We start from the raw sequence: 24,492 nt of genomic DNA on the forward strand, positions 1-24,492 counted from the left end.
TTAAAGGTGGTGTGGAGCACAGTCGTACCACCTGATTACCTGGCGGAAACTAAACTAAGAGAGAGCTCTATGAATCCTGAGCGTTCTGAACGCATTGAAATCCCCGTATTGCCGTTGCGCGATGTGGTGGTTTATCCGCACATGGTCATACCCTTATTTGTAGGGCGGGAAAAATCTATCCGTTGTCTGGAAGCGGCTATGGACCATGATAAAAAAATCATGCTGGTTGCCCAGAAAGAAGCGTCAACGGATGAGCCGGGTGTAAACGATCTTTTCACCGTCGGGACCGTGGCCTCTATTTTGCAGATGCTGAAACTGCCTGACGGCACCGTAAAAGTGCTGGTCGAGGGGTTACAGCGCGCGCGTATTTCAGCGCTGTCTGACAACGGCGAGCACTTCTCTGCGAAAGCGGAGTACCTTGACTCGCCTGCTATTGATGAGCGCGAACAGGAAGTGCTGGTGCGTACCGCTATCAGCCAGTTCGAAGGCTATATCAAGCTGAACAAGAAAATCCCGCCCGAAGTGCTGACGTCGCTGAACAGCATTGACGATCCTGCACGTCTGGCGGACACCATCGCTGCGCACATGCCGCTGAAGCTTGCTGACAAGCAGTCCGTACTGGAGATGTCCGACGTTAACGAACGTCTGGAATATCTGATGGCGATGATGGAATCTGAAATCGATCTGCTGCAGGTTGAGAAACGCATTCGCAACCGCGTGAAAAAGCAGATGGAAAAATCCCAGCGTGAGTACTATCTGAACGAGCAGATGAAAGCCATTCAGAAAGAGCTCGGCGAGATGGACGATGCGCCGGACGAAAACGAAGCGTTGAAGCGTAAAATCGACGCGGCGAAAATGCCGAAAGAGGCAAAAGAGAAAGCGGAAGCAGAACTGCAGAAGCTGAAAATGATGTCTCCGATGTCAGCGGAAGCGACCGTAGTCCGTGGCTACATCGACTGGATGGTTCAGGTGCCGTGGAATGCGCGTAGCAAGGTCAAAAAAGATCTGCGTCAGGCTCAGGAAATCCTCGATACTGACCATTACGGTCTGGAACGCGTCAAAGACCGTATTCTTGAGTATCTCGCGGTTCAAAGCCGTGTGAATAAAATCAAGGGGCCGATCCTGTGCCTGGTTGGGCCGCCGGGGGTAGGTAAAACTTCTCTGGGACAGTCCATCGCTAAAGCAACCGGACGTAAATACATCCGTATGGCGCTGGGCGGCGTGCGTGATGAAGCTGAAATTCGCGGTCACCGCCGGACCTATATTGGTTCGATGCCGGGTAAACTGATCCAGAAAATGGCTAAAGTGGGCGTTAAAAACCCGCTGTTCCTGCTTGATGAGATCGACAAAATGTCTTCCGACATGCGTGGCGATCCGGCTTCCGCACTGCTTGAGGTGCTGGATCCAGAGCAGAACGTGGCGTTCAGCGATCATTACCTGGAAGTGGACTACGATCTCAGCGACGTGATGTTCGTTGCGACCTCTAACTCCATGAATATTCCCGCACCGTTGCTGGATCGTATGGAAGTGATCCGTCTGTCCGGGTATACCGAAGACGAGAAGCTGAACATTGCTAAACGTCACCTGTTGCCGAAACAGATTGAGCGTAACGCGCTGAAAAAAGGCGAGCTGACGGTCGACGATAGCGCCATTGTGGGCATTATTCGTTATTACACCCGTGAAGCTGGCGTGCGTAGTCTGGAGCGTGAAATTTCCAAACTGTGCCGTAAAGCGGTGAAACAGCTGCTGCTCGACAAGTCGCTGAAACATATTGAGATCAATGGTGACAACCTGCACGACTACCTGGGCGTACAGCGCTTTGACTATGGCCGCGCGGACAACGAAAACCGCGTTGGTCAGGTAACCGGTCTGGCATGGACGGAAGTGGGCGGCGATCTGCTGACCATCGAAACCGCTTGCGTACCAGGTAAAGGCAAGCTGACCTACACCGGTTCTCTGGGTGAAGTCATGCAGGAATCCATTCAGGCTGCGCTGACCGTGGTGCGCGCGCGTGCGGAAAAACTGGGTATTAATCCAGACTTTTACGAAAAACGCGACATCCACGTTCACGTACCTGAAGGGGCGACGCCGAAAGACGGTCCGAGTGCAGGTATTGCCATGTGTACCGCGCTGGTTTCTTGTCTGACCGGTAACCCGGTTCGCGCCGACGTGGCGATGACCGGCGAGATCACCCTGCGTGGCCAGGTTCTGCCTATTGGTGGTTTGAAAGAAAAACTGCTGGCGGCACACCGTGGTGGTATTAAAACGGTCTTAATTCCAGACGAAAACAAACGTGACCTGGAAGAGATTCCGGACAACGTAATTGCCGATCTGGACATCCATCCGGTGAAACGCATTGAGGAGGTTCTGACGCTCGCGTTGCAAAATGAGCCCTCCGGAATGCAGGTTGTGACCGCAAAATAGTGACCTCGCGCAAAGAGCACTAATAAAAACAGGGCTGGCAGGCCATTTCGGACTTGCCAGCCTTTTTTTGTATAGCTAATTTAGATGACGGATTAGGCTTGCCATCATTAACGGGTGTTGTAAGGGCATGGCAGGCCTGATATAACTGCTGCGCGTTCGCACTTTGAAGGATTCAGGTGCGATATAAATTATAAAGAGGAAGAGAAGAGTGAATAAATCTCAACTGATCGACAAAATTGCTGCAGGGGCTGATATCTCTAAAGCTGCGGCTGGACGTGCGTTAGATGCAATTATTGCTTCTGTTACTGAATCTCTGAAAGAAGGTGATGACGTAGCGCTGGTAGGTTTTGGTACTTTTGCCGTTAAAGAGCGTGCTGCCCGTACTGGTCGCAACCCGCAAACAGGTAAAGAGATCACCATCGCCGCGGCTAAAGTACCGGGCTTCCGTGCAGGTAAAGCACTGAAAGACGCGGTAAACTAAGTGATTTCCCCTTTGGGGATGTGACGAAGTACAAGGGCGCATCGACTGATGTGCCTTTTTTATTTGTAATTCCGGTACTTTCTACGCGTTGTGGGCTGACAATTGCCCCTGTTTCTTGTCACAATAGGCCTTTGTACGCAGCGTTCAGGAAACGCTATGCTGCGTGAAGCATATATACTCAAAATCCTTGCCGCCGCTGTTGTGACAACGCGCAGGCGGCTTGAGAGATAACGCGTATAGTCATCTACAGCGGAGTGTGGTTACACCATGATGGACAGCTTACGCACGGCTGCTAACAGTCTCGTGCTCAAGATTATTTTCGGTATCATTATCGTGTCGTTCATTTTGACCGGCGTGAGTGGTTACCTGATTGGCGGGGGCAATAACTTCGCCGCCAAAGTGAATGGCCAGGAGATTAGCCGCGGGCAGTTCGAGAATGCGTTCAACAGCGAACGTAACCGCATGCAGCAACAGCTGGGCGATCAATACTCCGAACTGGCTGCGAACGAAGGCTACATGAAAACGCTGCGTCAGCAGGTGCTGAATCGTCTTATTGACGAAGCGCTGCTGGATCAGTACTCCCGCGAGCTTAATCTCAACATCAGCGACGATCAGGTTAAACAGGCTATTTTCGCCACGCCTGCGTTCCAGGTGGACGGTAAATTTGATAACAATCGCTACAACGCTATTGTTAATCAGATGGGAATGACCGCAGACCAGTACGCTCAGGCATTACGTAATCAGCTTACTACCCAGCAACTGATTAACGGCGTTGCCGGTACGGACTTCATGCTGAAAGGCGAAACGGACGAGCTGGCGGCGCTGGTCGCACAGCAGCGTATCGTTCGCGAGGCGACAATTGACGTTAACGCACTGGCCGCGAAGCAGTCTGTTACCGAGCAGGAAGTTGCCAGCTACTACGAGCAGAATAAAAACAACTTTATGACGCCGGAACAGTTCCGCGTGAGCTACATCAAGCTGGATGCTGCTGCTATGCAGGAGACGGCCAGCGATGCGGATATTCAGGCTTATTATGACCAGCATCAGGATCAGTTCACTCAGCCGCAGCGTAACCGCTACAGCATCATTCAGACCAAAACGGAAGATGAAGCCAAAGCGGTACTGGACGAGCTGAACAAAGGCGGTGATTTCGCTGCGCTGGCAAAAGAAAAATCTGCTGACATCATCTCTGCCCGTAAAGGCGGCGACATGGGATGGCTGGAAGATTCCACCACCCCGGATGAGCTGAAGAATGCCGGTCTGAAAGAGAAAGGCCAGCTGTCAGGTGTGATTAAGTCTTCCGTTGGTTTCCTCGTTGCGCGTCTTGACGACGTGCAGCCTGCGCAGGTTAAACCGCTGAGCGAAGCCCGCGACGACATTGCGGCGAAAGTGAAGCAGGAAAAAGCGCTGGATGCCTACTATGCGCTGCAGCAGAAAGTGAGCGATGCCGCCAGCAACGATAACGAATCCCTGGCGGGTGCGGAGCAGGCGGCGGGTATGAAAGCGGTTGAAACGGGCTGGTTTAGCCGTGACAGTCTGCCGGAAGAGCTGAACTTCAAACCGGTCGCTGACATCATTTTCAATGGTGGTTTGGTTGGTGAGAACGGTACGCCTGGCAGTAACTCCGACATCATCACCGTGGATGGCGATCGCGCGTTTGTACTGCGTATTGCAGAGCACAAAGCTGAAGCCGTTAAACCACTGGCTGAAGTGAAAGATCAGGTAACTGCGCTTGTTAAGCACAATAAAGCAGAGCAGCAGGCGAAGCTTGATGCCGATAAACTGCTGGCGGATCTGAAAGCTGGCAAGGGCGATGAAGCCATGAAAGCGGCGGGTCTGAGCTTTGGCGAAGCGAAAACGCTGAGCCGTACGGGTCAGGATCCGCTGAGTCAGGTGGCCTTTGGCCTGAGCCTGCCGGCGAAAGACAAACCGAGCTACGGCGTGGCGAACGACATGCAGGGTAACGTTGTACTGCTGGCGCTGGACGAGGTGAAAGCCGGTTCTATGCCTGAAGAGCAGAAGAAAGCGATGGTTCAGGGGATTACCCAGAACAATGCGCAGATTGTCTTTGAAGCGCTGATGAGCAACCTGCGTAAAGCCGCAAAAATTAAAGTCGGTGACGCGCTGGAACAGCAGCAATAACCGAGGCTACTCGCAAAAAATTGCAAAAAGTTGTATCAACCAAAGGCCGCTTTCGCGGCCTTTTCCATTTCTGATATTTGCCGTTTGTCTGCCGTTCTGCACCTCGCTATCGTGATTCCACTGTTAACAAACAAGGAGAAAACAGTATGAAACATGGAATCAAAGCCCTGCTTATTACCCTTTCATTGACCTGCGCCGGTATGGCTCAAAGCGCACTGGCTGCAGAGCCAGTCGCCAAAAGCCAGGCGACTCAAGCCAAAGCGGATGCTACGGGAGTAGCACAAAGCAAAGCCACGCAACCGGCTAAAGCGAGCGATGATGAAGGCACCAGGGTAAGCATCAACAGCGCTTCTGCGGAGGATTTAGCGCGAGTCATGAATGGCGTAGGTCTGAAGAAAGCACAGGCGATTGTGAGCTATCGTGAGGAGTACGGGCCGTTTAAAACGGTGGAGGACTTAAAGCAGGTGCCGGGCATGGGGAGTTCGCTGGTAGAGCGCAATCTGGCAGTTTTAACACTTTAATAACTTGCAGAGTGCTGAAAGTTTGCCAGACTGTAGAGGTCATACCAGTTATGACCTCTTACCCTGAAGTGTGTTCCTATAAAAACAACGTAAGGCTCCTGCGCTATGCAAACACAAATCAAAGTTCGTGGTTTTCATCTTGATGTCTATCAGCACGTTAACAATGCTCGCTATCTTGAGTTTCTGGAAGAAGCCCGCTGGGATGGCCTGGAAAACAGCGACAGCTTTCAGTGGATGACCGCACACAACATCGCTTTTGTGGTCGTGAATATTAACATTAACTACCGCCGCCCTGCGGTGCTGAGCGACCTGCTGACCATTACCAGTCAGGTGCAACAGTTAAATGGCAAAAGCGGTGTGTTGAACCAGACTATCACCCTGGAGCCGGAAGGACAGGTGGTGGCAGACGCGTTGATTACCTTCGTCTGTATTGATTTGAAAACGCAAAAGGCGCTACCGCTGGAAGGGGAGTTGCGCGAAAAACTGGAGCAGATGGTGAAGTGATGGAAGGAAGCCTGACGGCGCTTCGCTTATCAGGCTTACGGGCGATATTGACCACGGTGAACGTCGAAAGCCGGATAAGGTGCGTGCACCGCCATCCGGCAAAACGATCACTTTAGTCCTGTTTTCTGCTTCATTGCCGCCATCACTGCTGGTTTATCTGCCAGATAATGGTTCAGGCCGTTGGCGCGCAGATTACAGGCCGCGCAGTGACCGCAACCGTCACCTTTGATACCGTTATAGCAGGTCAGCGTTTCTTCGCGTACCAGGTCCAGCTTGCCCCAGTAATCGGCCAGTGCCCAGGTTTCGGCTTTATCGATCCACATCAGCGGGGTTTCAAAGCGAATATCTTTCGCCATTCCCAGGCTTACGGCATGGTTCAGGGCTTTGACGAACTCATCGCGGCAGTCCGGATATCCAGAGAAATCCGTTTCACAAACGCCGGTAATGACCGCCTCCGCCTGCACCTGATACGCGTAAATCGCCGCCAGCGTTAAAAACAGAATATTGCGCCCTGGCACAAAGGTATTGGGAATGCCGTTCGCATCCGGTTCGTAATCGGGTACCGGAATGTTATCGCGGGTCAGGCTGCTGACGGCCAGTTCGCTGAGCAGCGTTACATCAAGTACCTTGTGCGCACGCGCGCCAAGTTTTAAGGCCAGGTCACGTGCGACATCAATCTCAGCGCGATGGCGCTGACCATAATCAAAGGTCACGCAGTGTACTTCATCATACTGATGCAGCGCTTGCGCCAGACAGGTTGTGGAGTCCTGACCCCCACTGAATACAACAACGGCACGTTTCATGGTTTTTCCTGACAAATAACGAAACCCTTATGGTAGCGCCTGGGCGTGTCGGCGACCAGCTTCTTCACGCCGACGGGGGCGGTAGCCAGGCTTCGGTAAATTCAAACCAGCCGCGAGGATTCAGGCGTACGCCGTTCACGCCCGGCGGAGCGCTAATACGATAGTGATAATTGAACAGCGGTGTCAGGGTCGCGTCATGCATCAGCGAGGCGAAAACGTGTTGTAAAGCCGCATGACGATCGTCCTCATCGGCCTGGATTTGCAGGGCATCCAGGGTGGTTTGCAGATGAGTATATGCCGGCGAGCTCAATACATGTGACCAGAGCTGATCGCAGCGCAGCCACTGTTCGAGGGTATATTCAGGCGCTTCGCCAATCAGCCTGTCTCCCATCATCAGGTCGGCCTGGGCTAAAGGATGGTCGCCATCCCAGTTTTTAGCATTATGAAAAATAAGCGTTAATTCACAGCCGAGTAGCGCTAGCGCCTGGCGAAGCTGTTCAGCCATGGCGTGCAATTCTACCGGCAGGTGATAGGCCAGCGTAAGCTTTTCCGGTAGCGGCACGTCGTCCAGTTCATCCCATTGGGGGATCGTCCATCCCGGCAGCAGCGCATTGCTTGGCGTGATCAGGTTTTCATCCACGTCAAGCGTTTGTAGCAGGGAAGAGCGGTGGATAATATTGACCAGGCGACGGGCCTGCTGCGTATTCAGCCGCGCGCTTTTTCTGAGCGTGAGATAGCAGAAACCGAGGCTGATCCCGCTGCTTACCTGGCTTAGCATGGGAAGCTCTTCGGGTTTACCAATTGCAATTTGAACCGGATGGCGACAGCTGGTGCCCAAATCCTGGGAGAAAAGCTGCGGGGTTATCCAGTATTCAATGGCTTTTAGTAGCGGATGACTCAGGTGGTAGTGATCGTGACTCTCGATGCGCACCAGGTCTGGGGTAAACAGCGTCAACCGAAACGGACCGGTACCAACAAACGGGAGTTCGGGATGTGCCAGGTGACTGCTGTAGCTTGCCAGACGATGCGCCAGCCAGAAGTCGGGGCGATGCAAAATAAAGGTTAGGCACTGGGGATGCGTCACCTCAATGCGCTTTACGCTGATAAACAGCTTATTTAACGCGGGTAGCTCTAACAGCTTCAGCAACTGTTGATGTAGCTGTGTGCTGCTGACCGCATCGCCGTTATGCCAGTACAGGGTGGAGCGAATATAGAAATCCCAGCGCTGGCCGTCGGCGGAGATATTCCAGTGGTGGGCTAAATCTCCGCAGGGGCGTTGCGTAATACTGTCGAACTGGGTCAGGCCCGAGAATATTTGTCCGGCGAGGTGTTGTTCTGCGCGACCAGGGAGAAATCCAGGGTGCAAAGGGTCGAGCTGGCGGTAATAGGGGATGCGCAGGGTTGGCGTGTCGTTTTGCCACTGACCGCCCATAAACGGCTGGAGCAGCGTTCTTAATTCTCCCGGCGCCAGCTGAGCCAGCTCCAGTACGCTAAGTTGCTCCCCCTTTTGCAGCGCTTGTTCCATCATAATGCTGCGTAGCGAATCTGGCGTCACCAAAAAGCGCAGTTGCCCGCGTTTCCCACGCCCCGACTGGGCGTGCCACTCCAGCCAGCCAGCATCCTGCGCTTGCTTCAGCAGAGTACGCACGTGGCGCTCGCTACAAAAACAGCGTTCTGCCAGCTCCCCGACGGTCACCGACTGCGGTTCTCCCGCCGACGGCTGCCACAGGCGTTGGTACTGATTCAGGCGATTCAACAATCTCATATACACGTCATCCTTCAAGCTGCCTCTTTGTTGGCGGCGTTAATTCATCCCAGTCACTGCATGCTCCTGGACGTTCACTCACTTGCCGCCTGGATGCAACTTGAATGATTTTGTGTAATAAACCCGGAACAATTCATTTTATCTATTCACTATTACTTCCGTATATCTCAGGTGATACTGAATCACAAGTTAACCGCGTCACAGTGTGGAGAAAGAAATGGCTCGTCTGGCTGCATTTGATATGGATGGCACCCTTTTGATGCCGAATCACCATTTAGGTGACGAAACGCTTTCAACGCTGGCGCGCCTGCGTGAACGCGAGATCACCCTGACATTTGCCACCGGCCGCCATGTGCTGGAGATGCGCCATATTTTGGGTTCTATCTCACTGGACGCCTTTTTGATCACGGGTAACGGCACGCGCATTCACTCTGTTGAGGGCGATGTATTGCACCGTCGGGATCTGGATCCAACTGTGGCGGATATTGTGTTACATCAGAAGTGGGATACTACAGCCAGCATGCATGTCTTTAATGACAACGGTTGGTTCACCGGACAAGAGATCCCATCGCTGCTACAGGCGCATGTGTATAGCGGATTTCGCTACCAGATCGTCGATGTGAAACGTATCCCGGCTCATCAGGTAACGAAAGTCTGTTTCTGTGGGGATCATGACTCCCTGATCCAATTACGCATTCAACTGAATGAGGCGCTGGGTGAGCAGGCAAATCTCTGTTTTTCCGCGGTTGATTGCCTTGAGGTGCTGCCGCTGGGCTGTAACAAAGGGTCGGCGCTGGAGGTACTAAGCGACCACTTAGGTTATTCAATGGCCGAATGTATGGCGTTTGGCGATGCCATGAACGATCGCGAAATGTTAGGTAGCGTTGGGCGCGGCCTGATTATGGGTAACGCGATGCCACAACTGATTGCTGAACTGCCGCATTTGTCGGTGATTGGGCATTGCCGCAATCAGGCGGTGTCACACTTTTTGACGCATTGGCTGGACAATCCGCATCTACCTTATTCCCCCGAATGAGAGATCCCTTCCAGCAAGCCAGACTTCGCGTCTGGCTTTTTTTATCCCATTAATGGGTGTTCAGAAGCCGGGTGAGTTCCGCTTTCCACGGCGTTAAATCACCGATGTGCGTGTCGATCCACTGCGGGTTGTAGTAGGTTTCAAGATAGCGTTCGCCGCTGTCGCACAGCAGCGTGACCAGTGAACCGCTTTCTCCGGCATCGCGCATACGGGCGGCAAGTTTCAGTGTTCCCCACATGTTGGTGCCGGTTGAAGCGCCGACTTTGCGGCCCAACTGCGTTTCCAGCCAGTGTGCGGTGGCCACGCTTGCGGCATCCGGCACGCGCAGCATTTCATCGACTACGTCAGGAATGAAGGAGGGTTCGACACGTGGGCGGCCGATGCCTTCGATTTTGCTTCCTACCGGGCTGCGTAACTTTGCATCGCGATCCTGCCAGAAGGGCAGAAAGACTGAGTTTTCCGGATCCACCACCATCAGGCGAGTATCGTAGCCCTGACAGCGAATATAGCGGCCAATGGTTGCAGAGGTGCCGCCGGTTCCGGCGCTCATTACAATATGGCGGGGGACAGGGTTGGGCTCGCACTGCATCTGACGGAAGATGCTGTCAGCAATATTGTTATTGCCACGCCAGTCGGTAGCGCGCTCAGCATAAGTGAACTGGTCCATGTAATGACCGTTCAGCTCACGCGCCAGCTGTTCAGAGGCCGCATAGATTTCACAGGCGCTTTCCACGAAATGACAGCGACCACCGTAAAACTCAATCTGTTCAATTTTACGCTTCGCCGTACAGGAAGGCATGACGGCAATAAACGGCAGCCCTAACAGTCGGGCGAAATAAGCCTCGGAGACCGCCGTTGAACCGGACGATGATTCAATGATGGTGGTGCCTTCTTTAATCCAGCCATTGCACAATCCGTACAGAAACAGTGAACGCGCCAGACGATGCTTCAGGCTCCCGGTGGGATGCGTGCTCTCATCTTTTAAATAGATCTGAATGCCCGGGAACGCCGGTAGCGACAGACGAATGAGATGCGTATCCGCAGAACGCTGATAATCCGCGTTGATTTCATTGATGGCGTTTTTAACCCAGAAGCTATTCATCATTAATAGATATCCATTTGTCATTTTGTGCCAAGAATAGCGAAAAGCACGGAAAAAATTGTTGCCATTTAGCCTTTAAAATAGAATGTAAGGAGAAAATTCTTCTCTGTGGAGTGGATATGTTAGACAAAATTGACCGTAAGCTGCTTAGCTTACTGCAACAGGACTGCACCCTTTCTTTGCAGGCGTTAGCAGATGCCGTTAATCTGACTACCACCCCTTGCTGGAAACGCCTCAAACGGCTTGAAGATGACGGTATCCTGCTGGGTAGAGTCGCCCTGTTGGATCCAGAAAAACTGGGGCTGGGGCTGACCGCGTTTGTGCTGATTAAGACTCAGCATCACAGCAGTGAATGGTATTGCCGCTTTGTCACCGAAGTCACCGGTATGCCGGAGGTTCTGGGGTTCTGGCGTATGGCAGGGGAATATGATTACCTGATGCGAGTGCAGGTCGCCGATATGAAAAGCTACGATGAATTTTATAAGCGCCTGGTGAACAGCGTACCGGGCCTGTCTGACGTCACCTCCAGCTTTGCGATGGAACAGATTAAATACACAACTGCGCTCCCTATTGAATAACTCTCCCGGCGCTTATTGCCGGAAATCTTGTCAGGACATAACGCGTGCGATTATTTGCTCAATTAAGCTGGTACTTCCGCCGGGAGTGGCGTCGCTACCTCGGGGCGGTGGCCCTGCTTATCATCATCGCTATCCTTCAGCTTATTCCGCCGAAAGTGGTCGGGATCATTGTGGATGGCGTGACGACTCAACGCTTCACCACCGAGTGGCTGCTGATGTGGGTGGGAACAATTGCCCTGATTGCAGTGGTGGTTTATTTGCTGCGCTATGTCTGGCGCGTGCTGCTGTTTGGCGCATCCTACCAACTGGCGGTTGAGCTGCGGGAAGATTATTACCGTCAGTTGAGTCGCCAGCATCCAGAATTTTATCTGCGTCACCGCACGGGCGATCTGATGGCGCGTGCGACCAACGATGTTGATCGGGTCGTATTTGCCGCCGGAGAAGGCGTGCTGACGCTGGTAGATTCGCTGGTAATGGGATGTGCGGTGCTGATCGTGATGTCAACGCAGATAAGCTGGCAACTGACGTTAATTGCGCTGCTGCCGATGCCGGTGATGGCGTTGATGATCAAACGTTACGGCGATCGACTGCATAACCGCTTTAAGCTGGCGCAGGCGGCGTTTTCCAGTCTCAACGACCGTACTCAGGAAAGCCTGACCAGTATTCGCATGATCAAGGCCTTCGGTCTGGAGGATCGGCAATCGGCATTATTTGCCGCCGATGCCGAAGATACCGGTAAGAAAAACCTGCGCGTGGCGCGCATTGACGCCCGCTTTGATCCCACGATTTATATCGCCATTGGCATGGCTAACTTACTGGCGATTGCTGGGGGAAGCTGGATGGTGGTGCACGGTTCGCTGACGCTCGGCCAGCTCACCAGCTTTATGATGTATCTCGGTTTGATGATTTGGCCGATGCTGGCGCTGGCATGGATGTTTAACATCGTCGAACGTGGCAGCGCGGCGTACAGCCGTATTCGCGCCATGCTGTCTGAAGCGCCGGTGGTGGATGACGGCACTGAACCGGTACCGGAAGGGCGTGGGGAGCTGGCGGTGGCGATTCGCGAATTTTGCTACCCGCAAACGACACACCCGGCGCTGGAAAATGTGAACTTCCAGCTTAAACCTGGGCAGATGCTGGGCATTTGTGGGCCTACCGGCGCGGGGAAAAGTACGGTGCTGTCGTTGATTCAGCGTCATTTTGATATCACTCACGGCGATGTGCGCTTTCATGATATCCCCTTAACGCGATTACAACTGGATAGCTGGCGCAGCCGGCTGGCAGTTGTCAGCCAGACGCCATTCCTGTTTTCGGATACCGTTGGCAATAACATCGCGTTAGGACGCCCTCAGGCCACGCAGGAAGAGATCGAGTATGTGGCACGCCTTGCCAGCGTTCATGAGGATATTTTACGTCTTCCGCAGGGCTACGACACCGAAGTGGGCGAACGTGGGGTGATGTTGTCTGGTGGGCAAAAACAGCGTATTTCTATCGCTCGAGCGCTACTCCTGAACGCTGAAATCTTGATTCTGGATGATGCGCTGTCGGCGGTAGATGGTCGTACCGAGCATCAGATCCTGCATAACCTGCGCCAGTGGGGCGAAGGCAGAACCGTCATTATTAGCGCCCACCGTTTATCGGCCCTGACGGAAGCCAGTGAGATTATCGTGATGCAGCATGGGCATATTGCCCAGCGCGGCGAGCATGATGCGTTAGTGCAGCAACCTGGCTGGTATCGCGATATGTACCGCTATCAGCAACTGGAAGCGGCGCTGACTGATGCACCAGAGATAAACGAGGAGGCGGCTAATGCGTAGTTTTGGGCAATTATGGCCGACCCTGAAAAGATTGCTGGCGTATGGCTCTCCATGGCGAAAACAGCTGGCTATTGCGGTAGTCATGCTGTGGGTGGCGGCTGCGGCGGAAGTCAGCGGTCCGCTGCTGATTAGCTATTTTATCGATAACATGGTGGCGAAGAATAATCTGCCGCTGGCGATGGTCGCCGGGCTGGTTGCGGCATATATCGGTCTACAACTGCTGGCGGCTGGCCTGCATTACGCGCAGTCATTGCTGTTTAACCAGGCGGCAGTTGGCGTAGTACAACAGTTGCGCACCGACGTAATGGACGCTGCGCTGCGCCAGCCGCTCAGCGCCTTTGATACTCAACCTGTCGGGCAGCTAATCTCCCGCGTAACCAACGACACTGAAGTTATTCGCGACCTGTACGTGACGGTGGTAGCAACGGTCCTGCGCAGCGCGGCATTAATTGGCGCCATGCTGGTAGCGATGTTCAGCCTTGAGTGGCGTATGGCGCTAGTGGCGATGGCCATTTTCCCGGCCGTGCTGGTGGTGATGGTGATTTATCAACGCTACAGCACCCCGATTGTGCGCCGGGTTCGCGCTTATCTGGCGGATATTAACGATGGCTTTAACGAAGTCATCAACGGCATGAGTGTTATCCAGCAGTTCCGCCAGCAGGCGCGATTTGGCGAGAGAATGGGCGAAGCAAGCCGCTCGCACTATATGGCGCGTATGCAGACCCTGCGACTGGATGGTTTTTTGTTGCGCCCGCTGCTTAGCCTTTTCTCGGCGCTGATCCTCTGCGGATTGCTGATGCTGTTCAGTTTTACCTCTGGCAGCTCGATCGAGGTTGGCGTGCTGTACGCGTTTATCAGCTACCTCGGCCGTTTGAACGAACCGCTGATCGAGTTGACCACTCAGCAATCAATGTTGCAGCAGGCGGTTGTCGCCGGTGAGCGAGTGTTCGAACTGATGGATGGGCCACGTCAGCGCTATGGTGAAGATGAGCGGCCGCTAAAGAGCGGGGACATTGAGGTGGATAACGTTTCATTTGCCTATCGCGACGACAATCTGGTGCTGCAAAATATCAGTTTGTCCGTGCCTTCGCGCAGCTTTGTGGCTTTGGTCGGACACACCGGCAGTGGTAAAAGCACGCTCGCCAGCCTGTTGATGGGTTACTACCCGCTGACGCAGGGGGAAATCCGCCTTGATGGACGGCCGCTGTCTTCACTGAGCCACGGTGCGTTACGTCAGGGCATCGCCATGGTGCAGCAGGATCCGGTGGTGATGGCAGATACCTTCCTGGCGAACGTCACGCTGGGCCGCGATATCTCAGAAGAGCGGGTATGGCAGGCGCTGGAGACCGTGCAACTGGCTGAACTGGCGCGAGGTCTGAGCGAGGGGATTCATACCCGGCTGGGCGAGCAGGGCAATAATCTCTCCGTTGGTCAAAAACAGCTGCTGGCGTTGGCGCGGGTGTTGGTTGAAACGCCACAGGTGTTGATCCTCGACGAAGCCACGGCCAGTATTGACTCCGGTACTGAACAGGCCATTCAGCAAGCTCTGGCGGCGGTACGTGAACACACCACGCTGGTGGTGATTGCGCATCGGTTATCGACGATTGTCGATGCGGACACCATTCTGGTGCTGCATCGCGGTCAGGCGGTGGAGCGTGGTACGCACCAGCAATTACTGGCGGCGCAAGGCCGTTACTGGCAGATGTATCAGCTACAGTTGGCGGGTGAAGAGTTAGCCGCCAGCACGCAAGACGATTCTGTTATCGCCTGATGGCGCGGCGCTTATCCGGTCTGGGGCCAGCACGGTCTCGTAGGCCGGGTAAGGCGTTTACGCTGCCATCCGGCAATCAACAATCTGGTGCAAAAATGTAACGCACTATGCACCGTTATAGTGCGTTTTTTCTTTTCCTCTCCCGGAAGTACCCTGAGAACCTGAATCATCCCGCCTTTTTCATTCCTGGCACATCCCTTGCAATATTCCTCTCGTGTATCTGCAGCCACTACTGAATTCTGACTGGAGGGGATCTATGAAGCTGGTTACCGTGGTAATCAAACCGTTCAAACTGGAAGACGTCCGTGAAGCATTGTCGTCTATTGGTATTCAGGGGCTGACCGTCACCGAAGTGAAGGGGTTTGGCCGACAGAAAGGTCATGCTGAGCTGTACCGTGGGGCTGAATATAGCGTCAATTTTCTGCCGAAGGTGAAGATTGATGTGGCGATTGCCGACGACCAACTGGATGGCGTGATTGATGTCATCAGTAAGGCGGCATACACCGGAAAAATTGGCGACGGCAAAATCTTCGTCGCCGAGCTGCAACGTGTGATTCGTATTCGTACCGGCGAAGCCGACGAAGCCGCACTGTAACGTCTGGCACACAGTGATAGGAAACCAAAAAATGAAGATAGCAACGATGAAAACAGGTATTGCTTCACTGGCGCTGCTGCCGGGACTGGCGATGGCGGCACCGGCGGTTGCGGATAAAGCGGATAACGCTTTTATGATGATCTGTACCGCGTTGGTGCTGTTTATGACCATCCCTGGCATTGCGCTGTTTTACGGCGGTTTGATTCGCGGTAAGAACGTGCTGTCGATGCTGACTCAGGTTACGGTGACATTTGCTCTGGTTTGTATTTTATGGGTGGTTTATGGCTACTCACTGGCCTTTGGCGAAGGAAATAATTTCTTCGGCAACTTCAACTGGGTATTGCTGAAGAATATTGCGCTAACGGCGGTAACGGGGAGCTTCTACCAGTACATTCACGTTGCTTTTCAGGGCTCGTTCGCCTGCATCACCGTTGGGCTAATCGTCGGTGCGCTGGCTGAACGTATTCGCTTCTCCGCGGTGCTGATTTTTGTGGTGGTATGGTTAACGCTGTCGTACATCCCCATTGCTCATATGGTCTGGGGCGGCGGCTTGCTGGCTTCCCACGGCGCGCTGGATTTTGCCGGCGGAACGGTTGTGCACATCAACGCGGCGATTGCCGGTCTGGTAGGCGCGTATCTGATTGGCAAACGTGTCGGTTTTGGCAAAGAAGCTTTTAAACCGCATAACCTGCCGATGGTCTTCACCGGTACCGCTATTCTCTACATTGGTTGGTTTGGCTTTAACGCTGGTTCAGCGGGTTCGGCAAATGAAATCGCCGCACTGGCCTTCGTCAATACCGTGGTCGCCACCGCTGCAGCCATCCTCGGATGGATCTTCGGTGAATGGGCGCTGCGTGGTAAACCGTCTCTGCTGGGCGCCTGCTCTGGCGCCATTGCGGGTCTGGTGGGCGTAACACCTGCATGTGGCTACATCGGTGTCGGCGGCGCGCTGATTATCGGTGTCGTTGCGGGTCTGGCAGGCCTGTGGGGCGTGACCATGCTGAAGCGTTTTCTGCGTGTGGACGATCCGTGTGACGTGTTTGGCGTTCACGGCGTGTGCGGCATTGTCGGCTGTATCCTGACCGGAGTTTTCGCTGCCAGCTCTTTGGGAGGCGTGGGCTTTGCCGAGGGCGTGACCATGGGGCATCAGCTGCTGGTGCAACTGGAAAGCGTGGCGATCACCATCGTCTGGTCTGGCGTGGTGGCTTTCATTGGCTATAAGCTGGCGGATATGACGGTTGGTTTGCGCGTACCGGAAGAGCAGGAGCGCGAAGGTCTGGATGTAAACAGTCACGGCGAGAACGCTTACAACGCATGATTCTCAATTTGCCGGATGGCAACGCTTTTGCGCCACCATCCGGTAATTCTCAATTGCGATTACGCATTACCCCTTCCTGTACGGTAGAAGCGACCAGCACGCCATCCTGGGTATAAAACTCTCCGCGTACAAAGCCCCGGGCACCGGATGCCGAAGTACTCTCGACGTTATACAGCAGCCATTCATTGATATTAAACGGACGGTGGAACCACATAGAATGGTCAATGGTGGCGATCTGAATCCCTTTTTCCAGGAAGCCAATCCCGTACGGTTGCAGCGCAACAGGCAGGAAGTTCAGGTCTGAGGCATAACCCAGCAGATACTGATGGACGCGCAGATCGTCCTGCAGCACGCCGTTAGCGCGAATCCACACCTGGCGCGTCGGAGGTGCGACGTGACCTTTGAGGGGGTTATGAAACTCGACAGGGCGTACTTCCAACGGACGATCGTTGATAAATTTTTCTTTCAACAGCGGCGGCAGCAAATGCGCCACTGAGCGGGCAATTTCCGTTTCTGATTTCAGCTCATCGGGACCCGGCGCATCCGGCATGGTTTTCTGATGTTCAAATCCGTCTTCCGGTGCCTGAAAAGAGGCGGTCATGTAAAAAATGGGTTTGCCATTCTGGATCGCGGCAACGCGGCGCGCGCTGAAGCTGTTACCATCACGCAGGACTTCCACATCATAGATGATGGGCTTTTGGCTATCGCCGGGGCGTAAAAAGTAGCTGTGAAAAGAGTGTACCAGACGCTCTTCCGGTACGGTTTCTTTTGCGGCATACAGCGCCTGACCGACAACCTGTCCCCCAAAAACCTGACGTAACCCTAAGTCTTCACTTTGGCCCCGAAAGAGTCCTTCTTCAATTTTTTCCAGATTTAACAATGTCAGCAAATTTTTCAGTGCCAGACTCATACGTGCTCTCCAGGTGATATCGATGTCGCAGCGAGGTAGGCAGAGTATAACGCAATTTTAAAAGTGGTCCGATGGGTGCAATTGTCTGAATTACTGGCCTATTACAGGCAAAAATAGCTGTCTTGTGCCACACTTAGTCACGTTATGTTTTTGTTAACCACTCTTCTGGCGAGGAAAGTTCTCGCTGGTGCATAGATGATAAGGAGAATTTAATGAAACTCGTGCACATGGTAAGTGGTTTAGCGGTTGCAGTCGCTCTGGCGGCCTGTGCCGATAAAAGCGCTGATATTCAGACACCTGCGCCAAGCCCTAATACGTCAATTTCTGACACACAGTCTAAAATTCAGCAGCCAAATGTCTCCGGTACAGTATGGATCCGTCAGAAAGTGGCCTTGCCACCCGATGCGGTGCTAACCGTTACGCTGTCAGATGCTTCACTGGCCGATGCGCCGTCAAAAGTGCTGTCGCAAAAAGCGGTTCGTACTGAAGGTAAACAAGCGCCATTCAGCTTTGTATTACCGTTTAACCCGGCAGATATTCAACCTAACGCCCGTATTCTGCTGAGTGCGGCTATTACGGTAAATGATAAACTGGTCTTTATTACTGATACCGTTCAGACGGTCATCAATCAGGGGGGGACTAAAGCCGACCTGACGTTGGTCCCTGTACAGCAAACAGCAGTACCGGTTCAGGCGAGCGGTGGGGCTACTACCACGGTTCCGTCTACTTCACCAACCCAGGTGAATCCGTCATCTGCGGTTCCGGCTCCCACGCAGTACTAAGGTCGTTGTAACCCTCTCCGCCTGGAGAGGGTTAGTACACCCAGCGATAGCGCTGTAAATCGATCTGTCCGCTTCCTGAAACCACTATTCCTTCTGCCAGCAACGCCTGACGTTGTCGTTGCAGGTCGGGACCTGTCAGCGAAATGACCCCATGGCGATTGACCACCCGATGCCAGGGCAGGGCGCTGCCTTCGGGGAGACGCTTAAGCACGCCGCCTACCTGACGCGCAGCGCGCGGCGATCCCGCAAGCCGGGCAACTTCGCCATACGTGGTGACGAAACCTTCGGGGATTGAAGCGACGATTTGCCAGACGCGTTGGGGGAAAGAGTCTTGTATATCCATCATTTATTCCTGCGCTAATCCTCCAGCATAATGCCGAATGGCGAAGGAGTGAAGCCGCATTGCACAAGAAAACAGCATCCGATGCTGGATGGGTTGCAATTACAGGGTGCAGCAGTGATAATGCGCCTGCGCGTTGGTTAACAACGCTCTCAATGGGGGCTCTGTTGGTTCTCCCGCAACACTACTCTGTTTACCAGGTCAGGTCCGGAAGGAAGCAGCCAAGGCAGATGACGTGTGTGCCGGGATGTAGCTGGCAGGGCCCCCACCCATTTCAGCCGTCCGGCAATTTCTCTTCTGTTTATCTTCTTTTCTTTGTCATCGGATCGTCATTTTATTGTCATCAAATACTGTCACTGTGTTTTGGGGATGTTATTTGAGCTTTTGCCGCCGCCATTGCGCTGTAATGACATGGTCTTACATCCGGTGTGTTGTGGCTGACCACAAGGATTTTCTACGATGTCGACCGCTGTATTGAATGTCAAAGTTGATGAGGCGCTAAAAGAAAAGCTTCGCCATTATGCTGAAGTGCATAATGAAAATTTGAGTATCGCCACGGAAAAACTGCTACTGATCGCGTTTTCCGTCATTGAAGAGGTGGGAGTCTCCGCTGAGGATATCGATAGCCAGCATACGGAAGAATCCGTAGTTGACGCACTGACTCCTAAAGAAATCAAAGCATTGCGAAGATTACTGAAGAAGAAAAAATGAAACAACAATCGCTCTCAACCGCCTGTAATTATGGCGAAGCCTGTGAAATGCTGCGCTCCGGTTATGTGAAACACGTTCGTCTGAGCTGGAATGTCGGCAGCGATGAGTTCTTCCGTATTGCCTCCGACTGGTGTGATGCCGGGGCAAAAATTAAGAAAGACGGTGAGAATTTCGTGATTTCCCTGAAGGGTTTTCCGGTTCCTCCTCAGCGGTAGTATTGCCAGGACCTCCTCGTCCATCACGGCATTCAAGAGCGAGTCCTTTAACTCGTCGTTTAGATTATTTTACGCATTTTCCCACTGCTGGCCTGCAAGCGCAGGCTATCCCAAATGGGTTGCAACACTCTGAAGGCGGCACACGCTGTGTCATCCGGCAACGTGAAGGGCATACGCAAAAATCGGTCGAATGCGCCATCAAGGCCGAACCGCGTACCGGTTCCCAACTGAATGCCTGCGCTTTCGGCGCGCGTGGCAAAGAGCGTCGCCAGCGTATCAGGCAGTTCAACCCAGAAAGAGAGTCCTCCTTGTGGCTGGGTAAATTGCCATTCCGGAAAATGTGAGTTCATCAGGCGCGAGCACAGGTCTCGCTGTGATGTGAGCCGGCGTCTTCTGTCAGGAAGAAAGTCCTCGGCGTTATCCAGCAGCCAACTGGTGGCGAGTTGTTCAAGCACCGGGGAGCCCAAATCGAAGGTGTCGCGGGTTTGGACCAGCGCGGCAATGGTACGCGCCGACGCCCGAATCCAGCCCAGACGTAATCCGCCCCAAAAGCTTTTCCCTGCTGAACCGAGCAGGATGATCGGGGCATCGCGATTGAATGCGGCAAGCGGCGGTGGCGGTGGGGCGTCATACCACAGGTTCACCATGGTCTCATCGACCACCAACGTCGTGTGGGTTCTTTCAGCAATATCCGCCACGACCTGGCGAGTAGCGGTGTCCATACAGCGCCCGGTTGGGTTGTGAAAATCCGGCATCAGATAGGCCATTCTCGGTGCAGTTTGCGCGATGGTGGCGACCAGACCCGCCGTATCCCAACCGTGCTCGGGCAGCGACACGCCGACGGGGCGACATGACGCCCCTTGTATTGCTGCAATGGCCAGCGGATAAGTGGGATGATCTACCACTACGCGATCGCCGGGGCCGGTGAGTAAACGCAGGATCAACGCCAGACCGCTGACCGCGCCGTTCACGACCATTATTTCGTCGGGCTGCGTCGGGAGTCCGCGTTCGCAATAATGCCGGGCGATGGATTCACGCAAAACCGACAGTCCCTGCGGTAGATACCCGGAGCTCAGCAGATGCTGCGGCATTGCGAACAGTGCCTGCTGGTAAGCCTGATGAATTTCAGGACCGGCACTCAGCGCTGCCGTGGACAAATCAAGCGCTGTGCCAGTGCTGGTCCGCGTAGGCACATGGCGAATGTGTTCCGGCAGGATCACCCGTGAACCGCTACCATGTCGGCTTTCCAGATATCCCTCCTCACGCAGTTGCGCCATGGCGCTGGCGACGGTGGTTCGGCTGACTTGCAGAACGGCAGCGAGCTCTCGTTCACCGGGCAAGCGGCTATCCAGCGCCAGCCGTCCATCGAGGATCAGCAAACGTAACGCTTCTGCCAACTGTCGCCAGATGGGCGTTCGCGAGGGACTTTCCTGCCAGTGTCCGAGCAGGCGTTGCAAAGACTGGCTTCCGTAACGGCGAGATGACATAGCAGTCCACTTTTTGAAAACTGGACATTAATCATAGTGCCAATTGCGGTGAAGATGAAAGTTATCTGAGAGTAAGAGGGGAAGAACATGCTGCGTCGTTTACTTCAGCTGTTTATTGGGCTGACGCTGTACGGTGTGTCGACGGCGATGTTTGTCCGTGCCGATTTAGGGGCCGATCCGTGGAACGTGTTTCACCTGGGGGTGGCAAATTTACTGTCGATGAATATCGGCGTGGTGATTATTGCCGTGGGTGTGTTGGTGCTTCTGGCGTGGATACCGCTACGCCAGCGCCCAGGGTTTGGCACGTTGAGCAACGTGATTATGATTGGGCTGGCGGCAGATGTCGCGCTGCTGGTGATTCCGGGATTTGAATCCCTGCTGGCGCGCAGCGGGCTGCTGGTGTCAGCGGTGATACTGAATGCGTTAGCAACCGCTCTGTACATTGGTGCCGGTTTTGGCGCGGGCCCGCGTGACGGTCTGATGACTGGAATTCACGCGCGTACCGGCTGGCCAGTACGACGAATTCGAACCGCAATCGAAGTGTCCGTGTTGCTTATTGGTTGGCTGTTGGGGGGAACCGTTGGGTTTGGAACGGTGCTGTATGCACTGGCTATTGGGCCGCTGATTCAAATTTGCCTGCCATGGTTTTGCCATCAGCCGCAGGCGCGTATTCGCATCAGGAATGCGCCTGGGGCACGATCGCCTGCTGGCGACTAAACTTAACCTCGACTGACGCGGCCGGAATCGGCTTGCCGCGCAGTACACTTCGGAGGTTTTTCTCATGAAGTATGTTGATGGCTTTGTGGTTGCCGTACCCGCTGAAAACAAGGAGGCGTATATTGCGATGGCGGTAAAAGCAGCTCCGCTTTTCAAGGAGTTCGGTGCATTGCGCGTGGTGGAGTGCTGGGCAGATGATGTCCCCGACGGCAAACTGACCGATTTTCGCATGGCTGTGAAAGCGCAGGATCATGAGGAAGTGGTATTCAGCTGGATTGAATACCCTTCCAAAGAGGTCCGCGATGCGGCGAATCAGAAGATGATGTCCGATCCCCGTATGAAGGAATTCGGTGAATCTATGCCATTTGATGGCAAGCGAATGATCTACGGTGGATTTGCGCCCATTATGGAAGAGTGATGTGACTGGCTGTGCGGCGTGCCGCCAGCCATCTCACCATCAACAGCCATGCTAAAGCCGTTTTTCTGCCCACAGAATAAATTCTGCTTTCGGCAGCGCTTTACTGTAAAGCCAGCCCTGACCGTATTGCACGCCGTGCTGGCGTAGCCAGGCTTCCTGATTCTCGGTTTCAATACCTTCTGCCACCATCTCCAGCTTCAGCGTTTTCGCGATCTCGATGATATGCGGCGTGACGTTGTTGTACTCCAGCGCATCGACGAACGATTTGTCGATCTTCAGGATATCCACATCCAGATCCTGCAAATAGCTAAGACTTGAATAGCCGGTACCAAAGTCATCAATATAGATCGAATGGCCTGCCTGTCGGTATTTAGCAATAAACGGCGCGCTGTTTTTTGGGTCGGCAAATTCGCGTTCGGTCAGTTCCAGCGCGATTTGTGCAGGCTTAAGTTGCCAGTGGTTCACCTTCTGGCTTAACAGAGCAGGAAGTGTTTCGGAGGTCAGATCGGCTGACTCAAGGTTAATGGATATATGCTGGTGGGGATATTGACGCAGCCATTTTCCTAAATCGTCAAATACGCTTTCAATAATCAAACGGGTGAGCGGCTCTGAAAGCCCGGTCTCTTGCGCCAGTGCGACGAAAATCTCAGGTGACAGATAGCTCCCGTCGGCCTGTGGCCAGCGAGCCAGCGCCTCTGCCCCGACCACTTTCCCCGTTTTGAGCGAGATAATCGGTTGGTAGTAGACCTTGATATCCCGATGCTGGATAGCGTCCTGCAACTGGTGATGAGGGGACTGTAAACGGCGCAAAATACGCAGAATAAAGGCTGCGGTGAGTAAGCCGAGAAGGATCCCTGCCGGCAGCCAGATGAGCGCTTGTCGGTGCCAGCTTTTTTGCAAAGGTACAGTGGATGCCCAGGTTACAACCGTAATGCCCAGTTCGGGGAAGGGGCGGGCGTTATAAATACTGCCGTCTTTCTGCAGATGGGTAATCGAATGCTCTAGTTGCACATGTTGTAAAACATCCGGTGGCAGATCGGTGCTACTGGCTACCACCGTGTTACGCGCGGTACCAAGGATAGCGACTTCAATCGGCCATGAGCCAAACGGGATGACATCAATAAAAGAATCGGGATCGATCATCACGACGTAATGCTTGCTACCTAATGCCGCCATAAAACGCTTGATGCCCAAATCGTTTTGCATGGTCAACCATGCGTGGTAGCCATCGGGCGTGATTTTCATTGCTGGAGGAAACGCGGCTGCCCGGCTTCTTTTTTCCAGGGATGAGCATTGTGGAACGTTATCTTTGAGGTACAGCACTTCCTGAATATAGCGGTAGCTATATGACAAACGACGCATTTCAAGCAGATGCTCTTCACTACAAGGTTCACCCTGAAAAGCTTCAATATGGCGCAACGCTTTTTTGGCTTGTTCACCTACGCGCTCCGTACGTAATGCGACTCGGGTTGAGAACATATCGAGTTCATCGATAAATTTCGTTTCGACCTGACGATGCGCCAGCCACAGGCTTAAACCTACGGGCGCGAGGATGGAAAGAAACAGCACCCCAGTCACCAGGCTTATCAGATGTCGTGTTATCACAGTGATATCCTTATTAACACAGCGTAGGGAAAGTATATCCGAAAGCCGAAAAAGCTATTCGATTGGCATCATATATTTACGGCCACTTATCATCCCGTTTAACTCTTAATCGCGTAAACCAGGTTGTGATTTATACAAGAGTGGTGTATTTTGATTGTTATGTTATAACGTAGCAAATTGAGGTTGCCATGAAGCCGGATATTCATCCTTTTTACCGTACTGTGGTGTTTCACGATACCAGTGCCAATGAATTTTTTAAGGTCGGCTCGACCATTAAAACGGAACGTGAGATTGAGTTTGAGGGGAAAATGTATCCGTACGTGACCCTGGATATCTCTTCCAAATCGCATCCGTACTATACCGGGAAACAAAAAACCTTTGATAACGAAGGCAGTGCAGCACGTTTCCAGAAACGTTTTGGTCATTTTATTGGCACTAAGCGAGGTTAAG

The 24,492-nt window shown here is 53.4% G+C and carries 24 protein-coding genes and 1 other RNA gene; 18 read left to right on the forward strand and 7 right to left on the reverse strand.

Going from position 1 to position 24,492, the window contains the following annotated elements; genetic code table 11:
• The first annotated feature begins 69 nt into the window (after positions 1 to 69).
• The 5 genes from lon (at position 70) to fadM (ending at position 6,072) form a co-directional block, all read left to right on the forward strand.
• The gene (gene lon / locus N0B36_RS01095) at positions 70 to 2,424 is read left to right on the forward strand and encodes an endopeptidase La (RefSeq protein WP_016152052.1); all 2,355 of its coding nucleotides are present in this window, start codon (positions 70 to 72) and stop codon (positions 2,422 to 2,424) included.
• A gap of 190 nt (positions 2,425 to 2,614) precedes the next feature.
• Complete coding sequence (gene hupB / locus N0B36_RS01100) at positions 2,615 to 2,905, forward strand: nucleoid-associated protein HU-beta (protein WP_219352570.1); 291 nt, start codon at positions 2,615 to 2,617, stop codon at positions 2,903 to 2,905.
• 267 nt (positions 2,906 to 3,172) lie between these two features.
• Positions 3,173 to 5,047, forward strand: coding sequence for a peptidylprolyl isomerase (ppiD, locus tag N0B36_RS01105; RefSeq protein ID WP_259685571.1), 1,875 nt, complete (start codon positions 3,173 to 3,175; stop codon positions 5,045 to 5,047).
• Between the two features lie 146 nt (positions 5,048 to 5,193).
• Positions 5,194 to 5,568 carry a helix-hairpin-helix domain-containing protein gene (locus N0B36_RS01110; RefSeq protein ID WP_047416882.1) on the forward strand — a complete coding sequence of 125 codons (375 nt, stop codon included), beginning with the start codon at positions 5,194 to 5,196 and terminating at the stop codon, positions 5,566 to 5,568.
• Between the two features lie 105 nt (positions 5,569 to 5,673).
• Complete coding sequence (gene fadM, locus N0B36_RS01115) at positions 5,674 to 6,072, forward strand: long-chain acyl-CoA thioesterase FadM (RefSeq protein WP_016152055.1); 399 nt, start codon at positions 5,674 to 5,676, stop codon at positions 6,070 to 6,072.
• Positions 6,073 to 6,179: 107 nt separating this feature from the next.
• On the opposite strand, the gene queC is transcribed toward fadM, so the two are convergent.
• Together queC and N0B36_RS01125 are read right to left on the reverse strand one after the other, a co-directional pair.
• Positions 6,180 to 6,875, reverse strand: coding sequence for a 7-cyano-7-deazaguanine synthase QueC (gene queC, locus N0B36_RS01120; RefSeq protein ID WP_003021638.1), 696 nt, complete (start codon positions 6,873 to 6,875; stop codon positions 6,180 to 6,182).
• A 64-nt stretch (positions 6,876 to 6,939) separates the two neighbouring features.
• Positions 6,940 to 8,640 (reverse strand): SgrR family transcriptional regulator, encoded by a 1,701-nt coding sequence (locus N0B36_RS01125; RefSeq protein WP_200046354.1) that lies wholly within the window; start codon positions 8,638 to 8,640, stop codon positions 6,940 to 6,942.
• 217 nt (positions 8,641 to 8,857) lie between these two features.
• Between N0B36_RS01125 and cof the strand changes: the two genes are divergently transcribed.
• Complete coding sequence (gene cof / locus N0B36_RS01130; RefSeq protein WP_259685572.1) at positions 8,858 to 9,676, forward strand: HMP-PP phosphatase; 819 nt, start codon at positions 8,858 to 8,860, stop codon at positions 9,674 to 9,676.
• Between the two features lie 49 nt (positions 9,677 to 9,725).
• Here the strand turns inward: cof and N0B36_RS01135 are convergent, their stop codons facing one another.
• The gene (locus N0B36_RS01135; protein WP_259685573.1) at positions 9,726 to 10,781 is read right to left on the reverse strand and encodes a PLP-dependent cysteine synthase family protein; all 1,056 of its coding nucleotides are present in this window, start codon (positions 10,779 to 10,781) and stop codon (positions 9,726 to 9,728) included.
• A gap of 116 nt (positions 10,782 to 10,897) precedes the next feature.
• On the opposite strand from N0B36_RS01135, the gene decR reads away from it, so the two are divergent.
• From decR to amtB, 5 genes are all read left to right on the forward strand, one after another.
• Positions 10,898 to 11,356: a DNA-binding transcriptional regulator DecR gene (decR, locus tag N0B36_RS01140; protein ID WP_016152059.1), complete on the forward strand. Its 459-nt coding sequence runs from the start codon at positions 10,898 to 10,900 to the stop codon at positions 11,354 to 11,356.
• Positions 11,357 to 11,400: 44 nt separating this feature from the next.
• The gene (locus tag N0B36_RS01145) at positions 11,401 to 13,173 is read left to right on the forward strand and encodes a SmdA family multidrug ABC transporter permease/ATP-binding protein (RefSeq protein ID WP_080858958.1); all 1,773 of its coding nucleotides are present in this window, start codon (positions 11,401 to 11,403) and stop codon (positions 13,171 to 13,173) included.
• Positions 13,166 to 14,944, forward strand: a complete 1,779-nt coding sequence (locus tag N0B36_RS01150; RefSeq protein ID WP_016152061.1) for a SmdB family multidrug efflux ABC transporter permease/ATP-binding protein — start codon at positions 13,166 to 13,168, stop codon at positions 14,942 to 14,944. The genes N0B36_RS01145 and N0B36_RS01150 overlap by 8 nt, the downstream gene beginning before the upstream one ends.
• 256 nt (positions 14,945 to 15,200) lie before the next feature.
• Entirely contained in the window at positions 15,201 to 15,539 is a 339-nt protein-coding gene (glnK, locus tag N0B36_RS01155) for a P-II family nitrogen regulator (protein ID WP_003021657.1), read from the forward strand.
• 31 nt (positions 15,540 to 15,570) lie between these two features.
• The gene (amtB, locus tag N0B36_RS01160) at positions 15,571 to 16,857 is read left to right on the forward strand and encodes an ammonium transporter AmtB (protein WP_053388980.1); all 1,287 of its coding nucleotides are present in this window, start codon (positions 15,571 to 15,573) and stop codon (positions 16,855 to 16,857) included.
• A 49-nt stretch (positions 16,858 to 16,906) separates the two neighbouring features.
• Here the strand turns inward: amtB and tesB are convergent, their stop codons facing one another.
• Entirely contained in the window at positions 16,907 to 17,767 is an 861-nt protein-coding gene (tesB, locus tag N0B36_RS01165) for an acyl-CoA thioesterase II (protein ID WP_016152062.1), read from the reverse strand.
• A 212-nt stretch (positions 17,768 to 17,979) separates the two neighbouring features.
• Between tesB and N0B36_RS01170 the strand changes: the two genes are divergently transcribed.
• Entirely contained in the window at positions 17,980 to 18,549 is a 570-nt protein-coding gene (locus tag N0B36_RS01170; protein ID WP_016152063.1) for a YbaY family lipoprotein, read from the forward strand.
• Between the two features lie 31 nt (positions 18,550 to 18,580).
• Here N0B36_RS01170 and N0B36_RS01175 read toward each other — a convergent pair whose 3' ends face one another.
• Positions 18,581 to 18,892 carry an MGMT family protein gene (locus tag N0B36_RS01175; RefSeq protein WP_259686070.1) on the reverse strand — a complete coding sequence of 104 codons (312 nt, stop codon included), beginning with the start codon at positions 18,890 to 18,892 and terminating at the stop codon, positions 18,581 to 18,583.
• A 162-nt stretch (positions 18,893 to 19,054) separates the two neighbouring features.
• Between N0B36_RS01175 and ffs the strand changes: the two genes are divergently transcribed.
• From ffs to N0B36_RS01190, 3 genes are all read left to right on the forward strand, one after another.
• Positions 19,055 to 19,151, forward strand: an RNA gene (ffs, locus tag N0B36_RS01180) — signal recognition particle sRNA small type.
• A 197-nt stretch (positions 19,152 to 19,348) separates the two neighbouring features.
• Positions 19,349 to 19,600, forward strand: coding sequence for a hypothetical protein (locus tag N0B36_RS01185; protein ID WP_259685574.1), 252 nt, complete (start codon positions 19,349 to 19,351; stop codon positions 19,598 to 19,600).
• Positions 19,597 to 19,815: a hypothetical protein gene (locus N0B36_RS01190; protein ID WP_016152066.1), complete on the forward strand. Its 219-nt coding sequence runs from the start codon at positions 19,597 to 19,599 to the stop codon at positions 19,813 to 19,815. The genes N0B36_RS01185 and N0B36_RS01190 overlap by 4 nt, the downstream gene beginning before the upstream one ends.
• Before the next feature lie 59 nt (positions 19,816 to 19,874).
• Here the strand turns inward: N0B36_RS01190 and N0B36_RS01195 are convergent, their stop codons facing one another.
• On the reverse strand, positions 19,875 to 21,302 hold the full coding sequence (locus N0B36_RS01195; RefSeq protein ID WP_046276084.1) for a PLP-dependent aminotransferase family protein: 1,428 nt from the start codon (positions 21,300 to 21,302) through the stop codon (positions 19,875 to 19,877).
• Between the two features lie 87 nt (positions 21,303 to 21,389).
• Here N0B36_RS01195 and N0B36_RS01200 point away from each other — a divergent pair, with 87 nt between their 5' ends.
• Positions 21,390 to 22,019 (forward strand): YitT family protein, encoded by a 630-nt coding sequence (locus N0B36_RS01200; protein ID WP_016155872.1) that lies wholly within the window; start codon positions 21,390 to 21,392, stop codon positions 22,017 to 22,019.
• A gap of 64 nt (positions 22,020 to 22,083) precedes the next feature.
• Positions 22,084 to 22,437: a DUF1428 domain-containing protein gene (locus N0B36_RS01205; RefSeq protein WP_259685575.1), complete on the forward strand. Its 354-nt coding sequence runs from the start codon at positions 22,084 to 22,086 to the stop codon at positions 22,435 to 22,437.
• Positions 22,438 to 22,488: 51 nt separating this feature from the next.
• Here N0B36_RS01205 and N0B36_RS01210 read toward each other — a convergent pair whose 3' ends face one another.
• The gene (locus N0B36_RS01210; RefSeq protein WP_259685576.1) at positions 22,489 to 24,042 is read right to left on the reverse strand and encodes an EAL domain-containing protein; all 1,554 of its coding nucleotides are present in this window, start codon (positions 24,040 to 24,042) and stop codon (positions 22,489 to 22,491) included.
• 188 nt (positions 24,043 to 24,230) lie between these two features.
• Here N0B36_RS01210 and N0B36_RS01215 point away from each other — a divergent pair, with 188 nt between their 5' ends.
• A complete protein-coding gene (locus tag N0B36_RS01215) occupies positions 24,231 to 24,491 on the forward strand; it encodes a type B 50S ribosomal protein L31 (protein ID WP_016152070.1) in 261 nt (86 codons plus the stop codon).
• Position 24,492 lies beyond the last annotated feature (1 nt).

The sequence above is a fragment of the Citrobacter sp. XY323 genome, from assembly GCF_025106035.1.
Classification (GTDB): Bacteria; Pseudomonadota; Gammaproteobacteria; order Enterobacterales; family Enterobacteriaceae; genus Citrobacter; species Citrobacter braakii.